At 72.2% G+C, this 24,589-nt stretch carries 20 protein-coding genes; 15 read left to right on the top strand and 5 right to left on the bottom strand.

Going from position 1 to position 24,589, the window contains the following annotated elements:
* Positions 1 to 140: 140 nt before the first annotated feature.
* From M4D82_RS33135 to M4D82_RS33160, 6 genes are all read left to right on the top strand, one after another.
* Positions 141 to 1,508: an FAD-dependent oxidoreductase gene (locus tag M4D82_RS33135; protein WP_249772534.1), complete on the top strand. Its 1,368-nt coding sequence runs from the start codon at positions 141 to 143 to the stop codon at positions 1,506 to 1,508.
* A gap of 2 nt (positions 1,509 to 1,510) precedes the next feature.
* Positions 1,511 to 2,356: an alpha/beta fold hydrolase gene (locus tag M4D82_RS33140; RefSeq protein ID WP_249772536.1), complete on the top strand. Its 846-nt coding sequence runs from the start codon at positions 1,511 to 1,513 to the stop codon at positions 2,354 to 2,356.
* Between the two features lie 33 nt (positions 2,357 to 2,389).
* A complete protein-coding gene (locus tag M4D82_RS33145) occupies positions 2,390 to 4,009 on the top strand; it encodes an MFS transporter (protein WP_249772538.1) in 1,620 nt (539 codons plus the stop codon).
* A gap of 10 nt (positions 4,010 to 4,019) precedes the next feature.
* Positions 4,020 to 5,579: an aspartate aminotransferase family protein gene (locus tag M4D82_RS33150; protein WP_249772540.1), complete on the top strand. Its 1,560-nt coding sequence runs from the start codon at positions 4,020 to 4,022 to the stop codon at positions 5,577 to 5,579.
* Between the two features lie 363 nt (positions 5,580 to 5,942).
* Positions 5,943 to 7,601 (top strand): AfsR/SARP family transcriptional regulator, encoded by a 1,659-nt coding sequence (locus tag M4D82_RS33155; protein WP_249772542.1) that lies wholly within the window; start codon positions 5,943 to 5,945, stop codon positions 7,599 to 7,601.
* A 226-nt stretch (positions 7,602 to 7,827) separates the two neighbouring features.
* Positions 7,828 to 9,456 (top strand): FAD-binding oxidoreductase, encoded by a 1,629-nt coding sequence (locus M4D82_RS33160; RefSeq protein ID WP_249772544.1) that lies wholly within the window; start codon positions 7,828 to 7,830, stop codon positions 9,454 to 9,456.
* Between the two features lie 196 nt (positions 9,457 to 9,652).
* Here M4D82_RS33160 and M4D82_RS33165 read toward each other — a convergent pair whose 3' ends face one another.
* Positions 9,653 to 10,420, bottom strand: coding sequence for an SDR family oxidoreductase (locus M4D82_RS33165; RefSeq protein WP_249772546.1), 768 nt, complete (start codon positions 10,418 to 10,420; stop codon positions 9,653 to 9,655).
* A gap of 146 nt (positions 10,421 to 10,566) precedes the next feature.
* Between M4D82_RS33165 and M4D82_RS33170 the strand changes: the two genes are divergently transcribed.
* The 3 genes from M4D82_RS33170 (at position 10,567) to M4D82_RS33180 (ending at position 13,502) form a co-directional block, all read left to right on the top strand.
* Entirely contained in the window at positions 10,567 to 11,412 is an 846-nt protein-coding gene (locus M4D82_RS33170) for an NAD(P)H-binding protein (protein WP_249772548.1), read from the top strand.
* 178 nt (positions 11,413 to 11,590) lie between these two features.
* Complete coding sequence (locus M4D82_RS33175) at positions 11,591 to 13,183, top strand: acyl-CoA carboxylase subunit beta (protein WP_249772550.1); 1,593 nt, start codon at positions 11,591 to 11,593, stop codon at positions 13,181 to 13,183.
* A gap of 16 nt (positions 13,184 to 13,199) precedes the next feature.
* Positions 13,200 to 13,502: a hypothetical protein gene (locus tag M4D82_RS33180; protein WP_249772552.1), complete on the top strand. Its 303-nt coding sequence runs from the start codon at positions 13,200 to 13,202 to the stop codon at positions 13,500 to 13,502.
* Positions 13,503 to 13,580: 78 nt separating this feature from the next.
* Here the strand turns inward: M4D82_RS33180 and M4D82_RS33185 are convergent, their stop codons facing one another.
* On the bottom strand, positions 13,581 to 15,050 hold the full coding sequence (locus tag M4D82_RS33185; protein WP_283844562.1) for an APC family permease: 1,470 nt from the start codon (positions 15,048 to 15,050) through the stop codon (positions 13,581 to 13,583).
* A gap of 278 nt (positions 15,051 to 15,328) precedes the next feature.
* Between M4D82_RS33185 and M4D82_RS33190 the strand changes: the two genes are divergently transcribed.
* From M4D82_RS33190 to gdhA, 5 genes are all read left to right on the top strand, one after another.
* Positions 15,329 to 16,117, top strand: a complete 789-nt coding sequence (locus tag M4D82_RS33190; RefSeq protein WP_249772556.1) for a thioesterase II family protein — start codon at positions 15,329 to 15,331, stop codon at positions 16,115 to 16,117.
* Positions 16,117 to 16,962: a metallophosphoesterase family protein gene (locus M4D82_RS33195; RefSeq protein ID WP_249772558.1), complete on the top strand. Its 846-nt coding sequence runs from the start codon at positions 16,117 to 16,119 to the stop codon at positions 16,960 to 16,962. The genes M4D82_RS33190 and M4D82_RS33195 overlap by 1 nt, the downstream gene beginning before the upstream one ends.
* Before the next feature lie 49 nt (positions 16,963 to 17,011).
* Entirely contained in the window at positions 17,012 to 17,728 is a 717-nt protein-coding gene (locus M4D82_RS33200) for a 4'-phosphopantetheinyl transferase family protein (RefSeq protein ID WP_249772560.1), read from the top strand.
* Positions 17,729 to 17,904: 176 nt separating this feature from the next.
* Positions 17,905 to 18,528, top strand: coding sequence for an NADP(+)-dependent, decarboxylating phosphogluconate dehydrogenase (locus tag M4D82_RS33205; RefSeq protein ID WP_249772562.1), 624 nt, complete (start codon positions 17,905 to 17,907; stop codon positions 18,526 to 18,528).
* Between the two features lie 6 nt (positions 18,529 to 18,534).
* Positions 18,535 to 19,905: an NADP-specific glutamate dehydrogenase gene (gene gdhA, locus M4D82_RS33210; protein ID WP_249772564.1), complete on the top strand. Its 1,371-nt coding sequence runs from the start codon at positions 18,535 to 18,537 to the stop codon at positions 19,903 to 19,905.
* A gap of 124 nt (positions 19,906 to 20,029) precedes the next feature.
* On the opposite strand, the gene M4D82_RS33215 is transcribed toward gdhA, so the two are convergent.
* A complete protein-coding gene (locus M4D82_RS33215) occupies positions 20,030 to 21,421 on the bottom strand; it encodes a serine hydrolase domain-containing protein (protein WP_249772566.1) in 1,392 nt (463 codons plus the stop codon).
* Positions 21,422 to 21,718: 297 nt separating this feature from the next.
* Positions 21,719 to 22,210 (bottom strand): anthrone oxygenase family protein, encoded by a 492-nt coding sequence (locus M4D82_RS33220; protein WP_249772568.1) that lies wholly within the window; start codon positions 22,208 to 22,210, stop codon positions 21,719 to 21,721.
* Positions 22,211 to 22,377: 167 nt separating this feature from the next.
* On the opposite strand from M4D82_RS33220, the gene M4D82_RS33225 reads away from it, so the two are divergent.
* Positions 22,378 to 23,763, top strand: coding sequence for an AMP-binding protein (locus M4D82_RS33225; protein ID WP_249772570.1), 1,386 nt, complete (start codon positions 22,378 to 22,380; stop codon positions 23,761 to 23,763).
* A gap of 42 nt (positions 23,764 to 23,805) precedes the next feature.
* Here M4D82_RS33225 and M4D82_RS33230 read toward each other — a convergent pair whose 3' ends face one another.
* Positions 23,806 to 24,492, bottom strand: coding sequence for a TetR/AcrR family transcriptional regulator (locus tag M4D82_RS33230; RefSeq protein WP_249772572.1), 687 nt, complete (start codon positions 24,490 to 24,492; stop codon positions 23,806 to 23,808).
* Positions 24,493 to 24,589: the final 97 nt, after the last annotated feature.

Consider the following 24,589-nt stretch of genomic DNA (forward strand, 5'->3'; position numbering starts at 1 on the left):
AATGAGCGGCCGGTGGAACGCCTGCGGATACCTTCGGTGCGGGCTTACGCGAAGCAAATGGCGGGACGATTCCCGCATTCGCTTTCCGGGGGCTCGAGGTGGGCTGTAGTGATATGCGAATTCAAGGAGAGCTGATCGCTGTGAGTGCTGCATCTTCCCAAGGGGTCACCCCCGGATCCGCCGGAAACGTGACCGGAGGTCGCGCGGTCGTCCTCGGCGGGAGCATGGCCGGCCTCTTCTCGGCCCGCGCCCTCTCCGAGAACTTCGCGGAGGTCGTCGTCGTCGACCGTGACGAGCTGACCGGTCCGAACGACCTGCGCCGAGGCCTTCCCCAGGGCCACCACCTGCACGGCCTCCTCGCCCGCGGCCAGCAGATCGCCGAGGAGTACTTCCCCGGACTCACCGAGGAGATGAAGGCCGCCGGCGCGCAGCTCGGCGACGTGGCCGACGACGTCCGCTGGATCATCAACGGAAAGCGGCTCCAGAAGGTCGAGTCGGGCCTCTTCGCCCTCACCTCCGGCCGCCCGTTCCTGGAGCGCCACGTACGCAACCGCGTGCTCGCCCTCCCGCAGGTCAGCTTCCTGGAGCAGTCCGACATCCTGCGCCTGACGACCACCGAGGACCGCCGCGAGGTCACCGGCGTCGTCGTCCGCCGCCAGGACGGCACCGAGGAGACCCTCCAGGCCGACCTCGTCGTCGACGCCACCGGCCGTGGCTCGCGCACCTCCGTGTGGCTCCAGGAATTCGGCTTCGACGCCGTCGAGGAGGAGAAGCACAAGATCGGCCTCGGCTACACCACCCGCTACTACCGGGTCCCGGACGAGGCCTTCGAGGGCAACATCTCCATCAACACCGTCGCCTCCGCGGGCATACCGCGCGGCGCGATCTGCCAGAAGATCGACGGCGGCCGCTCCATCGTCACCGCCTACGGCATCCTCGGCGACCACCCGGCCACCACCCCCGACGGCTTCCTCGACTTCATCAAGTCGCTCGCCGCCCCCGACATCTACGAGGTCCTCCAGGTCTCCGAGCCGCTCGACGAGCCGGTCGCCTACAAGTTCCCGACCAACCTGCGCCGCCACTACCAGCGCATGAGCGACTTCCCCACCGGTCTGCTCGTCATCGGCGACGCCGTCTGCTCCTTCAACCCGAGCTACGCCCAGGGCATGACCGTCGCCGCCCTCGGCTCCCTCGTCCTGCGCCGTCACACGGCCGAGGCACAGCGCCCCGACCCGATCGCGTACTTCAAGGACCTCGCCGCCGACGCCATCGACGGCTGCTGGGAGATGGCCGTCGGCGCCGACCTCAGCTTCCCCGAGGTCGAGGGCGAGCGCACCGAGGAGGTCCAGCAGGCCCACGCGTTCATCGCGCAGGTCCAGGAGGCCGCCTCGCGCGACGCCGTCGTCGCCCGCGCCTACTCCCGCGTCATCGGCCTCGTCGACTCGCCGGCCGTCCTGCACGAGCCGGAGATCGAGGCCGCCATCGCGGCGGCGTCGACGCAGGGGTGACCATGACCGCGATCACCCTGGGCGACCTCACCTTCGACGTCGAGGTGAGCGGACCGGCCGACGGCGTCCCCGTCCTGCTCCTGCACGGATTCCCCCACAACAAGGAGTCCTGGACCGAGACCGCCCCCCTGCTGCACGCGGCCGGGCTGCGCACCGTCGCGCCCGACCAGCGCGGCTACTCCGACGGCGCCCGGCCGACCGAGGTGGAGGCGTACCGTCTCGAACACCTCGCCGCCGACGCGCTCGGCGTGCTCGACGCCCTGGGCATCACCTCCGCCCACGTCGTCGGCCACGACTGGGGCGCGGCCGTCGCCTGGTACCTGGCGGCCCACCACGCCGAGCGGGTGCGGACCCTGACCGCCCTGGCCATCCCGCACCTCGACGCGTACCAGCACGCCTACCGCGTCGACGAGGAGCAGCAGCACAGCTCCCAGTACGTGGAGTTCCTCGTCTCCGAGGGCGCCGCCGCGCACTTCCTCGCCGACGACGGCGCGCAGCTGTACGCCTGGTTCACCCAGGCCGGCGAGGGCGTCCTGACCGACGCCCAGATCGAGCGCTACGTCACCACGCACCGCAAGCCGGGTGTGCTCGACGCCGCCCTCAACTGGTACCGGGCCAACAACCTCCTCGGCGACGACCTCGGCTTCGGCCCGGTCCCCGTCCCGACGACCTTCGTCTACAGCCGCACCGACACGGCCGTCAGCGAACTGGCCGTCGACAAGACCGCCGACCACGTCACCGGCCCCTACCGGCTGGTGACCCTGGAGAAGACCTCCCACTGGCAACCGCAGCAGGACCCCGACACGGTCGCCGCGGAGATCATCCGGCGGGTCCGCACGGCCCCCTAGCGACTCCAACAGAAAAATGATGAAGGGATAACCATGTCTTCGAACACCGCCGCTCCCGCGGTGGAGTTGCGGGCCGGGCCGCGGGAGTGGTTCGGACTCCTCGTCCTGCTGCTGCCGGTGACTCTGATGACGGCCGACCTCGGCGTGCTGTGGCTGGCCACCCCGTACGTCACGGCCGACCTGCGGCCCACCAGCTCGCAGCTGCTCTGGACCACGGACATCTACGGGTTCCTCACCTGCGGGTTCCTGGTCGTCATGGGTACCCTCGGGGACCGGATCGGGCGCCGCAGGCTGCTGATCCTGGGCTCCGTCGGCGTGATCGTCGCCTCGCTGCTCGCCGCGTACTCCACCAGCCCGGAGATGCTCATCTTCGCGCGGGCCCTGCTGGGTGTCGCCGGCGCGGCGGTGCTCCCGTCGACGCTCTCGCTGATCATCCACATGTTCAAGGACGCCCGTCAGCGGGCGACCGCCATCGCCACCTGGGTCACGGCCCTGTCCGTCGGCATCGCGATCGGCCCCGTCATCGGCGGTGTGCTGCTCGACCAGTGGTGGTGGGGTTCCGTCTTCCTGATGGGCGTCCCGGTCATGCTGGTGCCGCTGCTGCTCGCGCCGGTGCTGCTGCCCGAGTACAAGGACCCGGGCGCCGGGAAGATCGACCTGGCCAGCGTCGTCCTCTTCCTCGCCGCGATCCTGCCGATCGTCTACGCCGTCAAGAAGTTCGCCGAGACCGGCTTCAGCGTCGGCAACCTCGCCGCCCTCCTCATCGGCGCCGTCTTCACGATCGTCTTCGTCCGCCGGCAGAACTCCCTGGACGTCCCGCTGCTCGACATGCGGCTGTTCAAGACCCGCGCCTTCACCGGCGCGCTGCTGACCCTGCTGTTCGGCATGATGGCGCTCAACGGCGTCGAGTACCTGGTCCCGCAGTACCTGCTGGTGTCCGGCGGGCTCAGCCCGCTCGCCGCCGGTCTGTGGCTGCTGCCCGGAGCCGCGGGCCTCATCCTGGGCTCGCAGCTCACCCCGGTGTTCGCCAAGCGGATTCGCCCCGCCTACGTCATCACCGCGGGCCTCGTCGTCACCCTGGCCGGCTTCTGGCTGACCGGGATCGCCGGCCCCGACAAGGACGGCATCGTGCCCGCCGCCCTCGGCCTCGCCGTCATCATGTTCGGCGTCGCCCCGATCAGCGTCCTCGGCACCTCGCTGGCCGCCGGCGCCGCGCCGCCGGAGAAGGCGGGCAGCGCCGCCGCCACCGGCCAGACCGCCTACGACCTCGGCCTCGCGCTCGGCATCGCCGTGACGGGCTCCATCGCCGTCGCCGTCTACCGCGGCCAGGTCGACGACAACGCCCCGGCCGGGATCCCCGCCGAGGCCGCCGAAGCCGCCCGCGACACGGTCGGCGGCGCCACCGACGCCGCCGCCTCGCTGCCGGCCGACCTCGGCGCGCAGCTGGTGACCGTCGCCCGCGACGCCTTCACCTCCGGGTTCCAGGCGACGGCCTGGGTCAGCGCCGGCCTCGCCGTCGTGACCGGCGTCCTCGTGCTGTCCATGCTGCGCCACATCCCCGCCATCGGCGCCGCCGAGGCCCCGGCGGAGGAGGGCAAGGCAGAGGCCGGCGCCGCGCCGGCCGCCCGCGAAGAGTCCACCACCAACGCCTGAAGGGACTGACATGACGACCGAACCCACCACGGCCAACGCCGAGTTCGCCGAGCCGTTCCTGCTGGGCGTCCTGGCCTCCGGCGGTCTCGACGCCGACTACGTGCGCGGCGAGGGCAACACCCTCTACCGCCGCGGCGAGGACGGGCAGGAGATCCCCGTACTCGACTTCGTCGGCGGCTACGGCTCGCTGATGCTCGGGCACAACAACCCCGAGATCAACGCCTACGCCAAGGAACTGCTGGACGCGCAGACGCCCGTCCACGCGCAGTTCTCCCGCCACCCGTACGCCAACGACGTCGCCGAGGTCCTCAACCGGATCCTCCAGCGCGAGCGCGGCGACGACGAGCAGTACTACGCCATCTTCGCCAACAGCGGCGCCGAGGCCGTCGAGGCGGCCATGAAGCACGCCGAGCTCGACCGCGGCCTGCGCCTGGCGGCCCTCACCGAGGAGATCTCCGCGCACGTGGAGGAGGTCCTCACCCGCGTCACCGCCGGCGAGGCCACCGTCGCGCCCGGCGTCGCCGCCTCCATCGAGGACCTCGTCACCGAGGTCGTCGCCCGCAACGAGGCGCAGGCGGCGCGCCAACCCGTCTTCCTCGTCCCCGAGGGCGGCTTCCACGGCAAGCTCGCCGGCAGCGTGCAGCTCACCCACAACGAGGGTTACCGGCTGCCGTTCAAGGCGCTCGCCGCGCAGTCCCGCTTCGTCCCCCGCGACCAGCCGGGCGCCCTGCGCAAGATCATCGACGAGGAGCGGGCGCAGCTGCTCGACCTCGTCGTCGAGGGCGGTCAGGTCCAGGTCGTCGAGCGGGACTTCCCGCTCTTCGTGGCCTTCGTCCTGGAGCCCGTCCTCGGTGAGGGCGGCATCCACGAGCTGACCGTCGAGTTCGCGCGCGAGATCCAGGAGGTCTGCGCCGAGGCCTCGATCCCGCTCGTCATCGACGAGGTGCAGACCGGCATGGGCCGCACCGGCAGCTTCCTGGCCGCGACGCGGCTGGGCCTGCGCGGCGACTACTACACCCTGGCCAAGAGCCTGGGCGGCGGCATCGCCAAGGCCGCGGTGATGCTCGTACGCAAGCCGCTCTACCACGGGCAGTTCGAGCTGGCGCACAGCTCGACCTTCGCCAAGGACAGCTTCTCCTGCTTCATCGCCCTCAAGGTGCTGGAGATCATGGAGCGCGGCGACGGCGAGGTCTACCGGCGCGCCGCCGAGCGCGGCGAGAAGCTCCTGGCGATGCTGCGCGCGGTCCGTGACGACTTCCCCGAGGCGGTCAAGGAGGTGCGCGGCCGGGGCCTGATGCTGGGTCTGGAGTTCCACGACCAGTCGGACTCCGCGTCCGAGCCGCTGCGGGCCGTCGCCCAGAGCGGGTTCTTCGGGTACTTCGTCTCGGGCCACATCCTGCGGGCGCACCGCATCCGCACCTTCCCGACGTCCAGCGCGGTCAACACGCTGCGCTTCGAGCCGTCCGTCTACCTCACCGACGAGGAGATCGACCGGCTGGAGGCGGCCCTGCGCGACGTCTGCGTGATCATCCGTGACACGGACGGGGCGAGCCTCGCGCCGGTCGCCTGACCGCGTGCGGGGTACACGTAAACCAAACCGCTTGTGCTGTTTGAGGGGCTCTCAAGGTCGTTTTTCGGCCACCCTTCCCTCCTGCGGCATGTGAGCCACCCCACAGTGATGCGACCTCCCCCCGGGTCGCAGCACCGCCAGAGGGCTCGGGAGTCCCCCCTCCCGGGCCCTCTGGCCTTTGGTTTTTCAAAAACCCTCGGTACGCGGCGCGTTCGGCCGGCGCGGCGGTGGAGGACCGTACCCGACAACACTTTTGACAAACCGGAGTGTTGGTTTGTAATCTCCTGAACGAGTGAGCATGACGTATCAGCTCGCAGGACCGGGGGAGTTATGCGCTTTCGGATGTTGGGTCCGCTCGAAGTGATGTCCGCTGACCAGCCCGTACCGCTCGGCGGAACCAAGCCGCGCGCCACGCTGGGATACCTGCTCTTACAGGCCAATCAGGTCGTCCCCACGAGCCAACTGCTCACCGCGCTGTGGAGCGCGGACAACGCGCCGGTCACGGCCCGCAAGATCCTCCAGAACGCCGTGTGGGGGCTGCGCGGCATGCTGAACCAGTGCGCGCCCGGCGACGGGGCGCCGGCCGAGCTCGTCACCCGGGCGCCGGGCTACATGATCCGCGTCGATCCGGACCACGTCGACCTGCACCTCTTCCGTCAGCGCGTGCGTCAGGGCCGCGCCCGCCTCGCGGCCGGCGCCCCGCACGAGGCGGCGAACCTCTTCTGCGAGGCCCTGGAGCTGTGGCGGGGACCGGTCCTGTCGGACCTGGTGGAGACCGGCACGATGTGGCCCGAGCTGACGGCCGTGCAGAACACCCGACTCGACGTCCTGGAGGACTACTTCGAGGCGAAGCTGCGCTGCGGCCAGCACTACGCCGTCCTCGGCGAGCTGGAGACCACGGTCGAGGCCGAACCGCTGCGCGAGCGTTCCTCCGGCCAACTGATGCTCGCCCTGTACCGCTGCGGCCGGCAGGCCGACGCGCTCAGCGTCTACAACCGCATCCGCGCCACCCTCGTCGAGGACCTCGGCCTGGAGCCGGGCCACGAACTGCGCAGGCTCCAGCAGGCGATCCTCGCCCACGACCCCGCCCTCAACCTCGCCCCGGCCGCGGTCATCCTCGGCGGTCCCGCCCCGGTCGGCGTACCCGGAGGCCAGGTGCGCCGGCGCGAGGACGCGGCCGCGGCGCGGGGCGCGACCCACGCGCCGACGCCGCTCCCGGAGCACCCGGCCGCCACGCCGGCCGGGGCCGACGCCGGCTGTCCCCTGGACCGCGCCCTCGACCACGCCGCCGACCTGTACGGGGCCGAACGCCCCGCGCAGCACCCCGTCGAGCGCTACGAGGACCCGCGCGAGGAGCGCCCGGAGGAGCGGCGGCGCATGCTGGCCGCCGTCCCCACCCACCCCCGCGGCCTGCTGCCGGCCGACCGCCCGGTCCAGCCCAGGGGAGCGCCGGTGCGCCGGCAGCCCGTCGCCGCCCGCCCGGTGGTCACCGAGCGCCAGCGCATCAGCGTCCTCCTCGTCCAGACCCGGATCACCCCGGACCTGGCGGGCGCCGCGCCCGACTTCCTCGACGAGATGTTCGAGAGCGTCAACGCCGTCGCCCGCCGCCGCATCGAACGGTTCGGCGGGGACGCGGTCACCTCCATCGGAGCCGTCTCGCTCGGCCTGTTCCGGGCCGGTGGCGAGGAGGGCACCGCCGTACGGGCCGTCCGCGCCGCCGCCGCCATCCGCGACCGGCTCACCGACCCCACGACCGACACCGGCCTCACCCCGACCCCCTGGCAGGGCCTCACCCTGCACGCCGCCGTGGCCACCGGGAACGCCCTGGTGCGCTTCCGGCCGGACGACCCCACCGCCGCGCCGTCCGTCAACGGCGCCCTGCTGGACACCTGCCAGTGCCTGCTGGAACTCGCCCCCGCCGGCGAGATCCAGCTCTGCGACGCCACGCGCGAGGCCCTCGGGCCCGCCCTGCGCCTCGATCCGCTCGCGGGATCCTCTCTGGCCGGGGTCTGGGCCGTCTGAATCGCCTTTCGAGGCCGCTCGGGTCCGGCTCGATTCTCCTTGCCCACCGGACTCGAATCCCCTTCACAACCGGAATTGGTCAAGGATTACTCGACGGTGGCGTCTGGCCGATAATTTGTGGTTTCACAGGGACTCACGGCCATTGATTCCACCCCGCCTCCACCAGGTGTGCGGCGTGATGTCGAGTTCCGCGCTCGAGAACCAATTCCTCGTGGAGGTACACGGAATGACCGGAGTTTCCCGCCGCGTGTTCATGAGAAACACCGCGGCCGCCGGCGGCGCGGCCATCGCCCTGGGCGGCTGGGCGGGTGAGGCGTTCGCCGCCGAGCCGACGGCCGCCGCCGGCATCGCCTCGTCGCAGCTGGTCACGGTCACGCCGTCCGACCCGCGCTACGCGAGCCTGGTGGCCGGGGCCAACGGCCGCTGGGTCGGCACGCCCAACTACGTGCTCGTGGCGAGCACGGCCGACCAGGTGGTCCAGGCCGTGCAGGAGACCCTCGACAAGGGTCTGCGGTTCGCCGTCCGAAGCGGTGGCCACTGCTACGAGGACTTCACGAGCAACGCCAACATCCGTGTCCTCATCGACATTTCGGCCATGACCGGGATCTCGCACGACACGGCCCGCGGGGCCATCGCCGTCGACGCCGGTGCCCAGCTGGGCAGCGTCTACCAGACCCTCTACACCAACTGGGGCGTCACCATCCCCGGCGGCACCTGCCCGACCGTCTCGGTCGGCGGCCACATACCCGGTGGTGGTTACGGCCCGCTGGCCCGCTCGCACGGTGTCACCGTCGACCACCTGTACGCCGTCGAGGTCGTGCACGTCGACGCCGGCGGCGTGGCCCGCAAGGTCGTCGCCACCCGCGAGGCGAACGACCCCAACCGTGAGCTGTGGTGGGCCCACACCGGCGCCGGCGGCGGCAGCTACGGCATCGTCACGCGCTACTGGTTCCGCAGCCCGACCGCGACCGGCAACGACCCGACCACCCTGCTCCCGAAGGCCCCCCGCGAGCTGATCGTCTCCGAGGTCGCCTTCTCCTGGAACGGGATGACCGAGGCCGCCTTCACCCGACTGCTGCGCAACTTCACGGCCTGGCACGAGGCCAACGCCTCCGCCACGTCGCCGTACGCGAAGCTCTTCAGCGCCATCAAGCCCCGCCACAAGCTGGCCGGCGAGTTCCTGATGAGCTCGCAGATCGACACCGCCCTGCCCAACGCGGACGCCCTCCTGGACAACTACCTCGCCGCGATCGTCGCCGGCACGGGCCTGACCTACCGCGTCGACACCCGCAAGCGCGTCGACTGGCTGTACAACGTCCTGAACTGGCCGGGCCTCGGCGGCTCCGGCTTCGAGGGCAAGGGCCGCTTCAAGGCCAAGTCCGCCTACCTGCGCCGCACCATGCCGGACGCGCAGATCAAGGCGTTCTACAAGCACCTCACGCGCACCGACTACAACAACTCCGCGGCCCTCGTGGAGATCGCCGGCTACGGCGGCGCGGCGAACCTGCCGGCCTCCTCGGCGACCGCCACCGCGCAGCGCGACTCCATCATCAAGATGCTGTTCGTGAACCTGTGGGCGACCCAGGCGGAGGACGCGGCCAACCTCGCGTGGATCCGCGAGTTCTACCGCGACGTGTTCGCCGCCACCGGCGGGGTGCCGCGTCCGGGCGGGGTCAACGACGGCGCGTTCATCAACTACGCCGACGCCGACCTCGCCGACCCGGCGCTCAACACCTCCGGCATCGGCTGGGAGCCCCTGTACTTCAAGGACGGCTACTGCCGGCTCCAGGCGGCCAAGAACAAGTGGGACCCGAAGAACGTCTTCCGCCACACCCTGTCCATCCGCAACGTCTGATCGGACCCCGAACGCCTCTGCGGTGACGGGCCCCCGGGCCGAGGGTGATCCCCTCGGCCCGGGGGTCTTCGCGTGCCCGCGCGGCGTACGTGTCCACGTCGCGTACGCGTCCACGCCGGCGCGCAGGGCACGACGAAGGCCGCCGCCTCCCCCGTGCGGTGGGGAGGCGGCGGCCTTCCGGTCGACCGGTCCGGCGTCAGATGCCGAGGCCGGAGCCGCCGGAGACGTCGATGTTCTGGCCGGTCACCCAGCGGGCGTCGTCCGAGGCCAGGAAGGAGACGACGTCGGCGACGTCGGCCGGCTGACCGACGCGGTTGAAGACCGAGAAGCCGGCGGCGTGCGCCTTGGCGGCCGGGTCGGCCATCCACGGGTGGATGTCGGTCTCGATGGTGCCGGGGGAGACGGCGTTGACGGTGATCTGACGCGAACCCAGGGTCTGGGCGAGGGTCAGGGTGAGCACCTCGACGGCGCCCTTGCTCGCGGCGTAGGAGGTCATGCCGGGGAAGGCGACCTTGGTGACACCGGAGGAGATGTTGATGATGCGGCCGCCGTCGCGCAGGCGCTCCAGGCCCTTCTGGATGATGAAGAAGGGGGCCTTGGCGTTGATCGCGAAGACCTTGTCGTAGTCGGCCTCGGTGACCTCGTGGATCAGACCGGGGCCCGCGATGCCGGCGTTGTTGACCAGGATGTCCAGGCCCGCGGTGTCGGAGTGCTTGCCGATCTCCGCGTCGAAGGCCTCCCACAGGGCGTCGGCGTCGCCGGCCACACCCAGGGCGGAGCGGAAGGCGAAGGCGCGGCCGCCCGCGGCCTCGATCGCGTCGACGGTCTCCTTGGCGGCGGCCTCGTCGCTGGAGTACGTCAGGGCGACGAGGGCGCCCTCCTTGCCGAGCCGCTGGGCGATGGCGCGGCCGATGCCCCGGCTGCCACCGGTGACCAGAGCAGTCTTGTTCGTGAGGGCAGTCATTCAGGTAGCTCCCGATTCTTTATGTCAGACGCGGCCGCTGCGGATGGGGTCGCAAGTGTGATGGTGCCCCCGGGTCCCCACCGGATGGTCATCGGCCGCTCATCGGCGGGTATTTCGGAGCAATTCCCTGATTTACCATCGGCCGCATGAATCAGAATCCAGTACTTGTCATCGGCGGCACCGGAAAGACCGGTCGTCGGGTCGTGCGCCAACTCACGGAGCGTGGAATTCCGGTCAAGTCCGCCTCCCGGAAGGGCGAAACCCGCTTCGACTGGCTCGACGACACCACCTGGGGCCCCGCCCTCGAAGGCGTCGCCGGCGTCTACATCGTCCAGAACGACACCGCGCCCCGCACCCGCGAGTTCACCGAGGCCGCGGCGCGCGCCGGCGTGCGCCGCCTCGTCCTGCTCTCCGCGCGCGGCGTCGAGACCCCCGGCTACTACGGCGAGGACTCCTCCACCAGCGACGCCTTCCTCGCCGGCGAGGCCGCCGTCCGCGAGTCCGGCCTCGCCTGGACGATCCTGCGCCCGGGTTGGTTCGCCCAGAACTTCGACGAGGGCTTCTTCAACGAGGGCGTCCTCGCGGGCGAGCTGCGCCTGCCCGCCGGCGACGGCGTGGCCACCTGGATCGACGTCGAGGACATCGCGGCGGTCGCGGTCGCCGCGCTGACCGAGGACGGCCACGACGGGCAGGTCTACGAACTCTCCGGGCCCCGCCCCGTCGCGCTCGACGAGGTGCTCTCCCTCATCGAGGCCGCCACCGGCCGCAAGGCCTCCTACACCGCCCTGTCCACCGACGAGTTCGTGGGCGAACTCGTCGCCCAGGGCGTCTCCGCCCCCGACGCCGCCCTGTGGGCCGCGGCCCTGCACCCCGTCGCGAGCGGCGGCGAGGCCAAGGTCAGCGACGGTGTCCGGCGGGCGCTGGGACGGGACGCCCGCGACTTCGCCGACTTCGTCAAGGACGCGGCCACCGCCGGGGCCTGGCGGGTCTGACCGGCTGAGCGCCTGAGCGCTGAGTGCTGAGCGCTGAGCGCTGAGCGCCTGAGCGTTCCTGGAGCGGGTCCCCTCCTCCAGAGCGGTTCGAGGGGACCTGTATCCGCACTGGCCAGGATGTGCTGCGTCTGCCGCGTTCACGTGCGCGACGGGGGAAGTTCTCTTCGAAAGGACAAGCATGAGCATCGTCGAGGAAGCGCCGCTCGGACCTCCGGCGGCCGCGACCATGGCGTCGAGGGTGGCGGAACTCGCCGAACTGCGCGAGGCGGTCGAGGCCGGCCCCAGTGAGAAGGCCACGCAGGCGCAGAAGAACAAGGGCAAGCTCACCGTCCGCGAGCGCCTGGAACTGCTCTTCGACAAGGGCACCTTCACCGAGGTGGAGGCGTTCCGCCGGCACCGCGCCACGGGCTTCGGCCTGGAGGACAAGAAGCCGCACAGCGACGGCGTCGTCACCGGTTGGGGCCAGGTCAACGGCCGCCCGGTGTTCGCGTACGCCCACGACTTCCGCATCTTCGGCGGCGCGCTCGGCGAGGCGCACGCCCAGAAGATCCACAAGCTGATGGACCTCGCGGAGAAGGCCGGCGCCCCCATCGTCGGGCTCTGCGACGGCGCGGGCGCCCGTATCCAGGAGGGCGTCACCGCCCTGGCCGGCTACGGCGGCATCTTCCAGCGCAACGTCCGCAACTCGGGCGTCATCCCGCAGATCAGCGTCATCATGGGCCCCTGCGCGGGCGGCGCGGCGTACTCGCCGGCGCTCACCGACTTCGTCTTCATGGTCCGCGACACCTCGCAGATGTTCATCACCGGCCCCGACGTCGTCGCGGCGGTCACCGGCGAGCAGATCACCCAGGACGGCCTCGGCGGCGCCGACGTGCACGCCTCCGTCTCCGGCGTCGCGCACTTCGCGTACGACGACGAGGAGCACTGCCTGGAGGAGGTCCGCCACCTGCTGTCGTACCTGCCCTCCAACAACCGCGAACTGCCGCCCGCCGAGCTCGCCGACGACCCGCAGGACCGGCGTACGGAGTCGCTGCTGGACCTGGTGCCGGCCGACCCCAACCGGGCGTACGACATGCACAAGGTCATCGAGGAGATCTCCGACCACGGGGAGTTCTTCGAGGTCCACGAGCGCTGGGCGCCGAACATCATCTGCGCGCTGACCCGACTCGGCGGCAACGTCGTCGGCATCGTCGCCAACCAGCCGCAGAACATGGCCGGCGTCCTCGACATCGAGTCCTCGGAGAAGGCCGCGCGCTTCGTGCAGATGTGCGACGCCTTCAACATCCCGCTGGTCAGCCTGGTCGACGTGCCCGGCTTCCTGCCCGGCGTCGACCAGGAGCACAACGGTGTGATCCGGCACGGCGCCAAGCTGCTGTACGCGTACTGCAACGCGACCGTCCCGCGCATCTCGCTGGTCCTGCGCAAGGCCTACGGCGGCGCGTACATCGTGATGGACTCGCGTTCCATCGGCACCGACATCGCGCTGGCCTGGCCGATCAACGAGATCGCGGTCATGGGCGCCGAGGGCGCCGCCAACGTCGTCTTCCGCCGCGAGATCGCCGCCTCCGACGACCCCGAGGCCACCCGGGCCGCGCGGATCGCGGAGTACCGCGACGAGCTGATGCACCCGTACTACGCGGCCGAGCGCGGCCTCGTCGACGACGTCATCGACCCGGCGGACACCCGCGCGGCGCTGATCGGCGCCCTGGAGGTGCTGCGCGGCAAGCACGCCCCGCTGCCCAGCCGCAAGCACGGCAACCAGCCCCAGTAGGAGAGGAAGGACCCCGATGCTTCGAGCGGTCAGCACGCCCGCCGGCACGTCCGCGCACGACACCGACGAACGGGCCACGTCGGAGATGCTCTCCGCGCCGGCCTGGCGCATCACCAGCGGTTCCCCCGACGCGCACGAGGTGGCCGCGCTCGCCGTGGCCCTCTCCGCCGTCCTCGCGGCCCGTACCGCCGAGGCGGTCCGGGCGGCGGAGGAGGAGCAGGCGCGGGCCGCGGCCCGCTGGACCCCCTCGTCGGCCCTCCGCCGCGCGGCCACCTCCTGGGCCGCGGGCGCGCAGCCGACCTGGCGCAACACCGCCTGATCCGCGCCGCGCACCCCGTACGGCAACGGGCCCCGGCCCCGCTCAGGCGGTGGGACCGGGGCCCGTCGGCCGTCCGGGTCAGGCGCGGACGCGGTCCGCGTCGCTCGCCGACCCGCGCGGGGGCGACACGTCCCGCGCCGGCGCCGGCGTCGGGGCGGGCGCCGTCCGGCCCCGCCGGCCGAGGGTGAGGGCCACCAGGGTGACGGCGATCAGGGCCAGCGCCACCCAGGACATCGCGTCCACGGGAGCGGCGGGCGGGTTGACCCACCCGTTGAGGTAGACCCAGGCCATCGCCGCGCCGCCGAGCACGGCCGTCACGTACGCGAGCGGTCGCCGCGCCCGTTCCCGGGCCAGCAGCACCACGTGCGCCGCGCAGATCAGCACGTACGGGAACACCCACAGGTAGACGATCAGGGTCGCCAGCGCCGAGTACACCGACAGCAGCGAATCCGGGTACGCGATCACCGCGACGGCGAGCACCACGAACCCGATCACCGACAGGGTGACCACGGCGGTCGCCGGCGACCCGTGCTTCGGGTCCGGGCGCCCCACCCGGCGCGGCAGCAGACCGTCGTCGGAGAGGGTGGCGACGAACCGCGCGCCGAAGTTGACGAAGCCGATGAGCCCGGCGAACGTCGCGACGGCCAGCACCAGGTCCGTGGCGCTCGCGAAGGTCTCGCCCAGACCGGCGTTCAGCGCCAGCGCCGCCGCCGGCGACATGCCCTGCGCCAGCCTCTCCGCCGAGGCGAACAGGCCGGGCACCTGGAGGATCGTCGCCAGCAGGTACACCACGCCCAGCAGCACCGGGATGCCGAGCACCGCGAACGGCACGTCGCGCTTGGGGTCCTTGGTCTCCCGCGCCAGCGCGGCGCAGCTCTCGAAGCCCATCAGGAAGGTGGCGCCGGCCGCCATGCCCTGGAAGACGCCGCTGGAGGAGAAGCCGCCCTCGAAGGAGAACTGCTCGGCCAGGTGCAGGCCGGTGGTGGTGGCGCTCGCCACCACGACCACGCCGACGACGGGGATCGCGACGGCCATCAGCACCACGGCGGCGCGCACGGACACGTCCACGCCGCGCCGGGCGAAGAACACCGCGATCAGCAGGGCGACGGCGTACACGGCGAGCTGTACGGGCAACTCCAGGCCGCCCGCGTAGCCCTGGGACAGCAGGAAGCTGCCGACGTAGACGCCGATGACCATCGTGATGCCCGCGATCATCGCCGCGTAGCCGAGCAGCAGGGCGGCGGCGGCCACCAGGCGGGCCCACGGGCCGAAGACGAGGGAGAGGTAGGAGTAGAGCGAGCCGCCCGCGACGTGGCGGCGCGCGAACGTGATGACGGACAGGCCGACGAAGGTGGTGACGGCGGCCGACAGCAGGGCGGAGAGCCAGCTGCCGTTGCCGGCCGAGACGAACATCAGGGCCGGCACCGCGGCGAGACCGACCGCGGGGATCATGCTGGCGACGGCCAGGCCGACGATCTGACCTCTGGTCAGCTGCCGTCTTTCCGTGCCGGACGCAAGTTCTGAATTGGATGCGGCTGAACTGGACATGACATGCGCCTCCAGGGGCGGGCGGAAGGGAGCGAGGGGGAAAAGGAACGGTGAGTGGCGAGAAACGGTTGCAGTCTGGCCACGCCGTCTCACGGCGCGGTAACCCCCCGCCCACCGCCCGCTCCCCCTACGGACCGCGCCCGGACCGCGCCCGGACCGGGCTTCGACAAGCGGACCACACCGTCTGGATTCGCCGTCCGGTACCTCTCGACCGCCGGTCCAGCGGCTCGACGGACCCTGGAAGCCGAGTCGACAAAACGCTGAAGGAGAGAAGACACATGGCCAGTGACTGGTTTCGGAGGTTCGGTCCGGCACCCGACAGCGACACCCGTCTGATCTGCTTCCCCCACGCGGGCGGCGCCGCCAGCGCCTTCCTGGCGCTGTCCCAGGAGCTGACCCCCGAGTTCGACGTGGTGTCCGTCCAGTACCCGGGACGTCAGGACCGCCGCATGGAACCCGCGATGGACGACATCGGCCGGCTCGTCACCGCGCTCGCCGACGAACTCACCCCCGAACTCGGCGCCGCCACGACCCCCGCCGGCGACCGGCGCCCGTACGCTTTCTTCGGGCACAGCATGGGCGCCGTCATCGCCTACGAACTCGCCCGTGAACTGGCCCGACGCGAACTGCCCGCCCCCGAACGGCTCTTCCTCTCCGGCCGCTTCGCGCCGACCCCGCTGGGCAGCGCCAGTGACCGGCTCGACACCGACGAGAAGGTGATCGCCATGATCCGCAAGCTCGGCGGCACGGTCGGCAAGGTCTTCGAGGACCCGGACCTGCTGGAGATGGTGATGCCGCCGCTGCGCGCCGACTACAAGGCCATAGGCTCCTACGCCTGGCAGCCCGGCCGGCCCCTGGACGTCCCCTTCACCGTCCTCGTCGGCGACCGCGACCCCGTCGTCCCCGTCGAGGACGCCGCCGCCTGGCGGGTGCACACCACCGCCACCAGCGACCTGCGGATCATGCCCGGCGGGCACTTCTACCTCGACCACAGCGTTCCCCAGGTGGCGGCCGTCGTGCGCGCCGCGCTGCGCCACGGACGCGTCGACGCGCTCGGAGCGGCCTGATGCCGACAGGTTCCGGCAGGCTGCTGGCCATCAGCGACCTGCACGTCCGCCACCAGGAGAACAAGAAGGTCGTCGACGGCCTGCGGCCCGAGACGGACGAGGACTGGCTGCTGCTCGCCGGCGACGTCAGCGAGACCGTCGAGGACTTCGAATGGACCCTCGACCGGCTGCGCGAGCGCTTCGCCAAGGTGGTCTGGGCGCCGGGCAACCACGAGCTGTGGACCACCCCCGACGACCCGGTGCAACTGCGCGGCGAGGCCCGCTACCGCCACTTCGTCGAGCTGGCCCGAGGGCTCGGCGTCACCACCCCCGAGGACCCGTACCCGGTGTGGGAGGGAGTGGGCGGCCCCGTCGTCGTGGCCCCGCTCTTCCTCCTCTACGACTACACCTTCCGGCCCGCCGGAGCCCGTACGCACGAGGAGGCGATGGAGATCGCCGACCGGGCGGGCGTCGTGTGCACCGACGAGTTCTATCTCCACCCCGACCCCTACCCCAGCCGCCAGGCCTGGTCGCGGGCGCGCGTCGAGCACACCGCCGCGCGGCTCGCCGAGATCCCCGACCACCTGCCGACCGTCCTTGTGAACCACTATCCGCTGGTCCGCGAACCCACCCGCATCCTGCGCTTCCCCGAGTTCGCCCTGTGGTGCGGCACCGAAGCCACCGAGGAGTGGCCCGTCCGCTTCCGCGCGGCGGCCGTCGTCTACGGACACCTGCACATCCCCCGCCTGATCCGGCAGGACGGCATCCCGCACCACGAGGTCTCCCTCGGCTACCCGCGCGAGTGGAAGCAGCGCGCGGCGGGCCCCGCCGGCGCCGTACGCATCCTCGCGGAGCGCCCGTCGTGATCGAGGTTCCCGTGGTGATCGAAGTTCCCGTGGTGATCGAGGTCCCGGCATGATCGAAGAACTGCTCACCCCCGACGCCGTCGCCGTCGAATCCTTCGGCGACGACCCCGGCGCCCTCGCGGAGCTCTTCCCCGAGGAGGAACTCCTCGTCGAAGGAGCCCAGCAGGGCCGGCGCGGGGAGTTCGCCACCGTACGCCGCTGCGCGCGCGAGGCCCTCGGGAAGCTGGGCGTCGACCCCGCGCCGATCCTGCGCGACCCCAAGGGCGCCCCCCGCTGGCCCGCCGGGTTCGTCGGCGCCATGACCCACTGTGACGGCTACCGTGCCGCCGTCGTGGCCCCCGCCGACCGGGCCGCGGCGATCGGCATCGACGCCGAACCGAACCTGCCGCTGCGCAGCGCCGGCGTCGCCGAGCTCGTCACCGTGCCGGCGGAGCGCGCCTGGCTGCCCGCTCTCGCCGCCCGCCGGCCCGACGTGCAGTGGGAACGGCTGGTGTTCAGCGCCAAGGAGAGCGTGTACAAGGTCTGGTACCCGCTCACCGGGCGCTGGCTCGACTTCGAGGACGCCGAGATCACCGTCGACCCCGCCTGGTCCACCTTCCGCGCCCGGCTGCTGGTCCCCGGGCCGGTGGTCGGCGGGGTCCGGCTGGACGCGTTCGACGGGAGCTGGCTGGTGCGCGACGGGCTCATCGTCACCGCCATCACCCTCCCGGCCCTCCCCGCCGGCGGGCGGTGGGCGGGGGATGACCCGGCGGTGGGCGGCGCCTAGAACCATTCGAAGGCCGCGCGGAACCCCGTACGATCCACCGCACCGCCGCGCCCGCCGCGTCCGGCCCCAACCCCCGGGGGCCGGACGCCCGGACGTGGACGTGCCCGGCGGCCCCCGCGCGCCCCTCCCCGAGCCGAGTCCCGAGCCGAGCCCCGAGCCCAGGAGTTGACGGAGCAATGCCCGCCCCCGCGCACACCGGCCCCGACGGCGCCGGACGCGTCGTCACGACGGCGCCGGCCGACCTCGCCCACGTCGACACGCGGCTCGACGCCGAGGCCCACGACCTGCTGCGCGACGTCGCCGGCTTCGCCCCCGACGCGATCGCCGCCACCTTCCGAGCCTGGCACGCGGCCCGCCCCGAACTCGGCCCGCCCGCCTCCGGCGCCGTAGGGGCCCTCCCCGCGCCGCCGGCCCCGGCTTCCGCCGCCGGACTGCCCGGCCCGGCGCCCACCGAACTGCATCCCGAGGACGCGGCACGGTTCGCCGTACAGGTGGAACAGGCGCTGTACGCCTCCAAGGTGATGGCGCGGGCCGCGCTCCTCGACCGGCTCGCCGAGGGAGACCACGTCCGCGTGTGGGCAGACGCCCAGGCCGCCTGGCGCACGGTCGTCGCGACCGCCGCCCGCGCCGGCGTTCCCACCCCCGGCTTCGCCGCCGCCCTCGGCTCCTACGACGCGCTCAGGACCGGGCGAACCCCTTACTTCGGCGCGCACGTATACGGCAGCATCGACGGACCCCTCACCATCACGAACACGAACACGAACACGAACACGAAGAACATGAAGAGGAAGAAGAGGTAGCCGACGATGGCGTCGACACCCCGCACGGACCCCGCCACCGCCTCCTGGCTCGCCACGCTGGAAGAGGACATCCAGCGCCGCAACCCCGGTGAGCCCGAGTTCCACCAGGCCGTGCGGGAGGTCATCGAGACGCTCGCACCGGTCTTCGCGGACCGCCCCGAGCTGCGCGAGGCCAAGGTGGTGGAGCGCATCGCCGAACCGGAACGGCAGGTCATCTTCCGGGTGCCGTGGACGGACGACCGGGGCGCCATCCAGGTCAACCGCGGCTTCCGCGTGGAGTTCAACAGCGCGCTCGGCCCGTACAAGGGCGGCCTGCGCTTCCACCCGTCGGTCAACCTCGGGATCGTGAAGTTCCTCGGCTTCGAGCAGATCTTCAAGAACGCCCTGACGGGCCTCGGGATCGGCGGCGGCAAGGGCGGCAGCGACTTCGACCCGCGCGGCCGCAGCGACGCCGAGGTCATGCGCTTCTGCCAGTCCTTCATGACCGAACTGCACCGCCACCTCGGCGAGCACACCGACGTCCCCGCCGGTGACATCGGCGTCGGCGGTCGCGAGATCGGCTACCTCTTCGGCCAGTACCGGCGCATCACCAACCGTTGGGAGGCCGGCGTCCTCACCGGCAAGGGCATCGGCTGGGGCGGCTCGTACGCCCGCACCGAGGCCACCGGCTACGGCAACGTCCTCTTCACCTCCGAGATGCTGAAGAAGCGCGGCGAGGACCTGGAGGGCCAGCAGGTCACCGTCTCCGGCTCCGGCAACGTGGCGCTGTACACGGTGGAGAAGGCGCAGGCGCTCGGCGCCCACGTGCTGACCGTCTCCGACTCCGGCGGTTACGTCGTCGACGAGAAGGGGCTCGACCTCGCCCTGCTGAAGCAGATCAAGGAGGTCGAGCGCGGTCGCGTCAGCGAGTACGCGCAGCGGCGCGGTGGCTCCGCCCGTTACGTCGCCGGCGGCAGCGTCTGGGACGTGCCGACGGACGTGGCCCTCCCCTCCGCCACGCAGAACGAGCTGACCGAGGCCGACGCGCTCACCTTGGTCCGCAACGGGGTCAAGGCCGTCTCCGAGGGCGCCAACATGCCCACCACCCCCGGCGCGGTCCGCGTCCTGCGCGAGGCCGGCGTCGCCTTCGGCCCGGCGAAGGCCGCGAACGCGGGCGGGGTGGCGACCAGCGCCCTGGAGATGAGCCAGAACGCTTCCCGCTCCGCCTGGCCCTTCGCCCGCGTCGAGGAGGAACTCGCCGGGGTCATGCGCCGCATCCACGACACGGCGTACGAGACCGCCGAACGCCACGGCGCCCCCGGCGACTACGTCACCGGCGCCAACATCGCCGGCTTCGAACGCGTGGCCGACGCCATGCTCGCCCAAGGCCTCATCTAACCCACCCCGCACCCGCACCCCCACCCACTCCGGACGCCGGCGGCCTTCCCCCCACCCGCCGGCGTCCGGCATTTCCGGGGGTGCGCCCTCGTCCTCCACGGCCGTCGACCGGTAGCCGGGGCGGCTACGCCGACGGGCGGGCGCGGGGGAAGAGGCGGCCCGCCAGGTCGGCGCCGGTGATGGTGCCGGAGGCGTCGCGGGTGAAGAAGCCGCGCTGGCCCGACAGGCCGCCGCCGAGCACGATGTACTCGTCCCCGTCGCCGGGCAGCAGGCCCATGGGGGCCGGCTGGTAGTCCGGGGGCAGCTCGGTGTCGGAGGCCGCGCGGACTTCGGGCTTGATCGCGGCGGCCAGGGTCAGCCGCTCGCCGTCGGTGGCGATGGTGAGCGTCATCGCGTCGATGGAGTAGTCCCCGGCGGCCTCCAGCGCCCGGTCGTGGTCGTAGGGCAGCGGCTCGGGGTCCGCGTCCACCACGCCGAGGTGGTGCTCCAGGGCCCAGCGGACCACGGCCTGGTTGAACTGGAGCCCGGCGTCCGGGCCGGCGTTGGAGGCCACGGCGACGGCGAAGCCGCGCTCCGGCACGGTCAGCAGTTCGGCGAACTGGCCGTTGACCGAACCGCCGTGGCCCACGGTGCGCACCCCGTCGACGTCACGCAGGAACCAGCAGATGCCGAAGGCGTCGCCGAGGCTGCTGCCGCGCAGCTCCACCGTCGGCTCCTTCATCCGGTGCAGCACCTCGGCGGGCAGCAGGCGCTCGCCGCTCTCGGCGCGGCCGTCGCCGAGGTGGAAGCGGGCCCAGCGCAGCTGGTCGGCGACGGAGCTCGCGATGCCGCCGCCGGGGTTGTTGGCGCGGGTGCCCTTCCACTCCCGGGCGACGGCGAGGGCGCCGTCCGCGCCCGGGTTGTGGCCGACGGCGAAGCGGTGGGTGATCGCGGCGGCCGGGTCGAAGAAGCTGTGCGTGAGCCCGAGGGGTTCGAGGACGAGGGTGGCGAGCGCCCGCTCGTACGTCATCCCCGTGACGTTCTCCAGGATCCGCCCGGCCAGGTTGAAGGCGGCCTGGCTGTACGAGGCACGGGCACCGGGTTCGGCGATCAGCGCGAGGCCGTCCAACTCCGCCACGAAGGCGGCCAGCGCGTCGTCGCCGGCGCCGGTGTCGTTGACGAGGTTCCAGTCCAGGCCGGAGGTGTGGTTGAGCAGGTTCAGCACGGTGATCCCGGCGGCGGCCCGCTCGTCGGCGAGCCTCAGCTCCGGCACGTAGCGGCGTACGGGGGCGTCGAGTTCGATCCGGCCGTCGGCGACCAGGCGCATCAGGGCGGTCGCCGTGTACGTCTTGCTGACCGAACCGAGCAGGAACGCCGTGTCGGGGTCCACCGGCAGCGGGTTCTCCAGGCTCGTCACCCCGTGGCAGGCGAACACCTCCCGCCCGTCCACCCACACCCCGACGGCCGCCCCCGGCACCCCGAACTTCTCGGCGGTCGCCCGTACGAACTCCGACAGCGTCTCCTGAGCCTTCGTCATGGTGCTTTCCCCTCCAGTGGTCTCCGCGACTGACTTGCACTTTGTTCAAGTGGGACGTTAGGCGACTCTTGAACAAAGTGCAAGTGGGGTGCGCGAGGTGACCCGGCATGAGATGAGGCGGGGTTCGATGACCACCTCGGGCGAGGAAGGACGCACGACGCCGGCAGCGGGGACGATGCCGCTGCCCATGCAGACGCTTGCCGCACTGGCCGAGTTGGCGGACGGTGTGGCGGATGGCCCGGCTCGGGCGGCCTCCGGTGATCTGCGCCCCGGCGCCTCCCGCCGCGCCCGGCGGGATCAGGTGGTGGTCAGGAGCAGGGCCCAGGCCAGGAGGGCCGTGGCCAGGGTGCACAGGAGGGTGCGCCAGAGGTTGGCGCGGGTCCAGGGGGTTTCGAAGGCGCGGCGGACGGCCGCCGGGTCGGGGAGGCGGTCCGGGGGGCCGGCCTGGGCCAGGGCGTTGTTGAGCGGGATGTTCACCCGGCCGGTGACGATCATCGCCAGGACGTACGCCACGAACGCACCGATCAGCGGCCCGAGCGCGCCCCGCGCGTCGGCCGGCAGGTGCAGGCCGACGGCGAGGCCGGTGAACACGAGCGCGCCGAGGTAGCCCAGCAGGAACCAGCCGTTCAGAATCGAGACGTTGATCCGCTGCATCACGTCGACGACCGTGCGGTCGTCCGCGCCGCGCAGGGCGGGCATGACGGCCACGGTGAAGGCGTAGAACAGGCCGCTGACCAGGCCCATGGTGATCGTCGCGGCGATCAGTGACGCGAACCGTGCCGTTTCCACGTAGGTCTCCCCCGCGTAGTCGAAATCCGGTCGTGCAACGTCTCGTGCAACGTCGTTTCGCCGCCGATCCTACGGCCGCCCCCGCCCGGGGCCCGTACCCCCGCCCGGCCGGGGCTCAGGTGCCGGCCGCGTAGCCTGGCCTTCCACCACCGAAAGGGAGTTGCCGCGTGCTGACCGCCCTGGACGGGACGTACGGCGACCGCGCGGACGCCCTCACCGTCGCCGGCCGTACCGCCTCGTACGAGGAACTGCTGGGCGCGGCGAGCGCCGTGGCCGCCGACATCGCGGGCGCGCCCGCCTTCGCCGTCACCGCGACCGCCTCGCTGGAGACCGTCGCCGCCGTCGTCGGCGGGCTGCTGGCCGGGGTGCCGTGCGTCCCGCTGCCGCCCGACGCCGGCCCCGCCGAACGCGAGCACATCCTGCGGGACTCCGGCGCGATCGAGGTGGTTGTCGACTTCGCCCGTCGGGCGACGGTTTCGGCACGGACGACGACGCGTCCTCAGGACCCCGCGCTCGTCCTCTACACCTCCGGCACCACCGGCCCGCCCAAGGGCGTCGTCCTGACCGCCGCCGCCCTCGCCGCCGACCTCGACGCGCTCGCGGAGGCCTGGCAGTGGAGCGCCGAGGACACCCTCGTGCACGGGCTCCCGCTCTTCCACGTCCACGGCCTCGTCCTCGGCGTGCTCGGCGCCCTGCGCACGGGCAGCCGCCTCGTGCACACCGGTCGCCCCACCCCGACGGCGTACGCGCAGGCCGGCGGCAGCCTCTACTTCGGGGTGCCGACCGTCTGGTCCCGAATCGCCGCCGACCCGGGCGCCGCCGCCGCGCTGGCGGGGGCGCGGCTGCTGGTGTCCGGCAGCGCCGCCCTGCCCGCGCCCGTCTTCCGGGACCTGGAACGGCTCACCGGCCACCGCCCCGTCGAGCGGTACGGGATGACCGAGACGCTGATCACCATCAGCGGCCGGGCGGGCGGCGAGGTCCGCCCCGGCACGGTCGGCACCCCGCTGCCCGGGATCCGCACCCGGATCGTTGCCGAGCCGGGCGCCGACATCGGGGAACTCCAGCTCACGGGACCGACGTTGTTCGCCGGCTACCTGGGCCGCCCGGAGGCCACGGCGGCCGCGTACACCGAGGACGGCTGGTTTCGTACGGGCGACATCGCGGCCGTCGACCTGGCCGACGGCGTCCACCGGATCGTGGGCCGCGCCTCCATCGACATGATCAAGTCCGGCGGCTACCGGATCGGGGCGGGCGAGATCGAGAACGCCCTGCTGGACCACCCCAAGGTGAGCGAGGCCGCCGTCGTCGGGGTCCCGGACGCCGACCTCGGACAGCGGATCGTCGCCTTCGTCGTCGCCGAGGGCGTCACCGGCGCCGAACTGACCGACTTCGTCGCCGCCCACCTCTCGGTGCACAAGCGCCCGCGCGAGGTGCGCTTCGTCGCGGCCGTGCCGCGCAACGCCATGGGCAAGCCGCAGAAGAAGCTCCTGCTGGCGGACGAGGCGACGGGTGAGCAGGGCCCTCGCCGTGGCGGTACGAGGGGCGACGCCTGACGCCTGACGCCTGATGCCCGACGCCGGCGCGACGACGCCCGCTCAGCGCGCCGGCCGGCCCGCGAGTTCCGCCTCCAGGCCGCCGAGCAGCATCTGGAGGCCGAACTCGAAGGAACCCTCGGGCGCGGCGGCGTAGGCGTTGGCCTCCGGCGCGTCCAGGCGGGCGCGTAGCCGGGGGAAGCGGCGGGCGACCTCGGCCGCCTTCGTCATCGTCTCCTCGAACCGCGCCTTCGCGTCGTCCCCGTCACGGCCGAGACGCCGCGTCAGCGAGGCCTCGGAGGCGGCGCTCAGGGCGCTGCCGAGCACGAAGGTGAAGACGGTGGCCGCCGCCCGGTCGGCCTCGGCGGCGGTGAAGCCGGCGCTCTCGTAGGTGGCGAGGCACAGGTCGTCGTAGCGCGCCTTGCCGGGCCCGTAGAAGAGGTACGTGCCGAAGGCGGGGACGAGCCAGGGGTGGCGGCCCAGCATCGCGTGCAGGCCGCCGGCCAGTCGGGTGGCCGCCTCGCGCCAGCCGAGCGCCTCGGGGTCGGGAAGCTCGATCTCGTGCCACACGTGGTCGGCCGCGAGCAGGACCAGGTTGTCCTTGTTCTTGACGTGCCAATAGACCGCCGTGGCCGCCGAGTCCAGGCGCTTGCCGAGGCTGCGCATGTTGAGGCCTTCGAGGCCTTCCTCGTCGAGCAGCTCGATCGCGGTCGAGACGATGTGTTCCTGCGTCAGGGTGTCGCGTGCCATGGGCTCACGATAGGCGGGCGATCCCTTCTTGCACAAAGTTCAGGCACGAGGCCGGTACCTGCTTGCACTTAGTTCAAGTCCCGGTCTACAGTCCTCT

Source organism: Streptomyces sp. RerS4 (assembly GCF_023515955.1).
Taxonomy (GTDB): Bacteria; Actinomycetota; Actinomycetes; order Streptomycetales; family Streptomycetaceae; genus Streptomyces.